Annotated in this window: 3 protein-coding genes; all 3 read left to right on the top strand. The window is 42.7% G+C overall.

The window, feature by feature from the left end; all coding sequences use genetic code 11:
- Positions 1-255: 255 nt before the first annotated feature.
- Positions 256-1,644 carry a murein biosynthesis integral membrane protein MurJ gene (gene murJ / locus H6S82_RS22540; RefSeq protein WP_190472315.1) on the top strand — a complete coding sequence of 463 codons (1,389 nt, stop codon included), beginning with the start codon at positions 256-258 and terminating at the stop codon, positions 1,642-1,644.
- Positions 1,645-1,697: 53 nt separating this feature from the next.
- Positions 1,698-2,813, top strand: a complete 1,116-nt coding sequence (locus H6S82_RS22535; RefSeq protein WP_190472312.1) for a glycosyltransferase family 4 protein — start codon at positions 1,698-1,700, stop codon at positions 2,811-2,813.
- Positions 2,810-3,838 (top strand): glycosyltransferase (locus H6S82_RS22530; protein WP_199317935.1); only part of this gene is annotated, 1,029 nt, incomplete at its 3' end. The genes H6S82_RS22535 and H6S82_RS22530, both read left to right, overlap by 4 nt.

Raw genomic sequence — 3,838 nt, 5'->3', positions numbered from 1 at the left:
AAAAATGTCTGGTCAGCAACAACAGGTTATAACTCTTTATTGCGAAATGTTATAATCGCTGGCAGTGGAGAATCGTCTAATTATTCAGGGGAACTATTTTTTAGGGTGCGCTAGTTCCTGGACGAACTAAGATGTGGGTAAAATAGGAGTAGTACGAAAGTTGCTCTGAAATTAACCTAAGTAACTTCTGCGGTTCGTATTCATAAACGCAACTAAGCCAGAATCTGAAAGATAGAAAACCCGGGGTTATTTAAAATGAAAAATGGGCTATATCAAAAATCCCTTACCTTTTGGAATAAGTTAAGCAGCGGTTCTACAAATCGCAAAATTTTGGCAGCAACTTTAATAGTGGGAGTAGGATTAGGCTTTGCTAAATTAATATCTACTTTCAAGGAGTTAGTAGTTGCGTGGAACTTCGGAACTTCGGATAGTCTTGATGCCTTTTTAATGGCTTTTGTGCTACCTTCTTTTATCACCAATGTGGTGGCGGGTTCTTTTAATGCGGCTCTCATTCCTACCTACATTCAAGTGCGAGAAAAGGAAGGTAAAGAGGCAGCGCAAAAACTATTTTCTGGGGCGATTGTCTGGAGTTGTGGGCTGCTAGCAATCACCACGCTAATTATGCTGGCAAGTGCGCCCTTCCTTTTGCCAAAAATAGCGTCAGGATTCCATCCCGAAAAGTTAGACCTAACTTACAAACTGCTGTGGGCACTCGCACCTAGTATCATATTCAGCGGTATTCTGACTGTCTGGGCTGCCGTTTTGAACGCTGGAGAACGTTTTGCGTTAGCGGCTGTTGCGGAAACTCTTACCCCAGCTATGACTATCCTGTTTATGTTACTATTTCATTCTTGGGATGTTTTTTCCTTGGCTTGTGGTTTAGTGGCAGGGCAATTACTGGAAATGATCGTCATAGGAATGGCGCTGCACAAACAACAGATTTCATTAATACCCAAATGGTATGGATTTGATGAAAACCTGCGTCAAGTAATAGGCCAATACGCTCCGATGATTGCCGGAGCTTTTTTAATGTCTAGTTGTAGTTTAGTAGATCAATCAATGGCAGCAATGCTAGCACCTGGAAGCGTCGCCGCATTGCTTTATGGTAAGCGTCTCGTTCTTTTGCCAATTACTATAGCTTCCACTGCATTAAGCACAGCTGTGATTCCCTATTTTTCCAAAATGATCGCCCATCAAGATTGGAAAAGTGTAGAGCATACCCTTGGACATTACCTGCGGCTGATCTTTGGTGTAACTGTGCCAATGACGGTGTTATTCATCGCTGTGTCTGAGCCGCTCATACATCTGCTTTTCCAAAGAGGTTCTTTTCATGCTAGTGATACCAGTTTAGTATCGGCAATTCAAATTTGTTATGCTTTACAAATACCATTTTATATTGCCAACATTTTGGTGGTAAGATTAGTTTCGGCGATGAAGATGAATCACTTATTGATGCAAGTTTCGGCGCTGAATTTAGTCGTAAATATAGCTTGTAATTACCTGTTTATGGAGTGGATGGGAATCAAAGGCATTGCTTTGTCTACAAGTGTTGTCTATATGTTCTGCTTCTCATTCATGCTGATTAATGGGGAAATTCACCTGAGAAAGCAAAAGAAATTAAGCAAAGAAATAAATCAGCAATAAAGATTGAATTTGGCATAAATATCACAATGATTAATAAAAGCGAACCCAAAAAAATGCGGATAACTTTAGTAACTCCATCCCTTTCTTGCGGCGGTGCTGAACGAGCCTTAGTTTTAGTGGCTGAAGGCTTGATGAAAAAAGGTTATGACGTTTCTATCGTCACAATCGCTGGAATCGAAAGGGATTTTTATCAACTGTCCAAGGGAGTCAATAGGCTATCTTTGAATATTGCCGCCAACTCTCCCACACCCATTCATGCGGTGTGGAATAACCTCTATCGTCTTTGGGTATTGAGAAAAACCATTCAATCGCTTCAGCCAGAGGTAGTAATCTCCTTCTTGGATACAACGAATATATTGACGCTGTTAGCGCTCTTCAATACCAAGTATCCCATCTTGGTGAGCGAACAGAATAATCCGATCGCGGAAACGCAAAATTTATGGAGTAAATTGCGGCGTTTTACTTATCCAATGGCGGCTAAAGTTGTGAGTGTCAGTGATGGAGTAGATGCTTATTTTGACTGGTTGCCTAAAAACAAAAGAGCGGTCATCTATAACCCAGTTCAACCTATTAAAGATGAGCCGATAAAGAGCGATTTACCTCCAGGAGCCGATCCAGAGAAAAAATGGGCGATCGCAATCGGGAGATTAACTTATCAAAAAGGTTTCGATCTTCTATTACCAGCATTCCAAAAAATTGCCGATAAATATCCAGATTGGCAATTACTGATCTTTGGAGAAGGAGAACTGCGGCGAGAACTAGAAGACTTGCGAGAAAAGTTAGGCTTAACTCATCAAGTTCTCTTTCCTGGATTAACTGCCAATCCGATTGGGATGTTAAAAAGTGCCAAACTCTTTGTTTTGTCTTCTCGTTGGGAAGGATTACCAGCAGTTTTGTTTGAAGCGCTCTCTTGTGGATTGCCAGTTGTTTCCATGAATTGCCCTAGCGGGCCACAAGAGATTATCCGCGATGGCATAGATGGAATTTTAGTTCCCAATGGAGATGTATCGGCATTTACTTCCGCAATGGATCGTTTGATGTCCGATCCAGAAGAGAGAGCCCGCTTAGCTTCCCGTGCTTCCGAAGCGGTCGATCGCTTTAGCTTAGATAAGGTAGTAAAAAAATGGGAATTGTTGATAGATGAAGTCCTAAAGGAAAAGGCCAAATGAGCGCAGCATCTAAAATGAAACCGATTGCTTTTTTTCTCCCTAATTTGTATGGGGGTGGGGCGGAACGGGTAGCGATTAATTTGTTGAAAGGGATGGCAGAAAAAGATGTGCCTTTGGATCTCGTGCTAGCTGATGCAGAAGGCCCATATTTGGAGCTAGTCCCAAAGTCAGTGCGGATGATTAACTTAGCAGCAGGACGAGTTTTAAAAGCTATGCTGCCTTTATCGCGTTACTTACGAGAAAACAGACCGACGGCGTTACTATCGCATATGGATCATGCCAACGTAGTGGCATTGTTGGCGAGAAATTTGGCTGGTACCAAAACTCGATTGGTAGCGGTAGAACACAATACTTTATCAGCTGCTCAATCCAAGTTTATACGCGGTAGGTTTGTCAAACCGTTTATGCAATTGCTTTATCCCAGTGCAGATGCGATCGTCGGAGTATCAAAAGGTGTAGCGCTGGATCTAGAACAGCAACTGCGTCTCCCCGCCGGGAAGGTAATGACTATCTACAATCCTGTTGTCGATCGCGAATTGCTCGCCAAAGCTAACGCTCCTGTCGATCATCCCTGGTTTCAAAAAGATTCTCTCCCTGTATTTTTAGCTGTAGGAAGATTATCGACCCAGAAAGACTTCTCCACTCTCATCCAAGCTTTTGCATTATTCAGAAAGCAAGCTATGGCTCGGTTACTAATTTTAGGCGAAGGAGAATTACGCCCAGAATTAGAGGACGCGATCGACAAACTAGGCATTGCTGAAGATGTTTCTCTGCCCGGTTTTCTACCCAATCCTTATGCTTATATGCGTCATGCTACCGCCTTTATTCTTTCCTCTCGTTGGGAAGGATTGCCCACAGTCTTGATTGAAGCGATGGCTTGCGGCTGTCCTGTGATTTCCACCGATTGCCCCAGTGGGCCAAAAGAAATTCTAGAAGCTGGCAAATATGGGCCTTTAGTACCAATTGGAGATCCAGTGGCCTTGTCTAAAGTGATGTTACAGAGCGTAGCAAATCCGCCAGTAAAT

The sequence above is a fragment of the Planktothrix sp. FACHB-1355 genome (genome assembly GCF_014748295.1).
GTDB classification, from domain to species: domain Bacteria; phylum Cyanobacteriota; class Cyanobacteriia; order Cyanobacteriales; family Aerosakkonemataceae; genus Aerosakkonema; species Aerosakkonema funiforme_A.
This window is presented reverse-complemented; position numbering and strand designations above follow the sequence as displayed.

Coding starts and splice junctions, on each gene's coding strand:
- H6S82_RS22535 (WP_190472312.1), top strand. CDS start 1,698: ATGCGGATAACTTTAGTAACTCCATCCCTTTCTTGCGGCGGTGCTGAA.
- murJ (WP_190472315.1), top strand. CDS start 256: ATGAAAAATGGGCTATATCAAAAATCCCTTACCTTTTGGAATAAGTTA.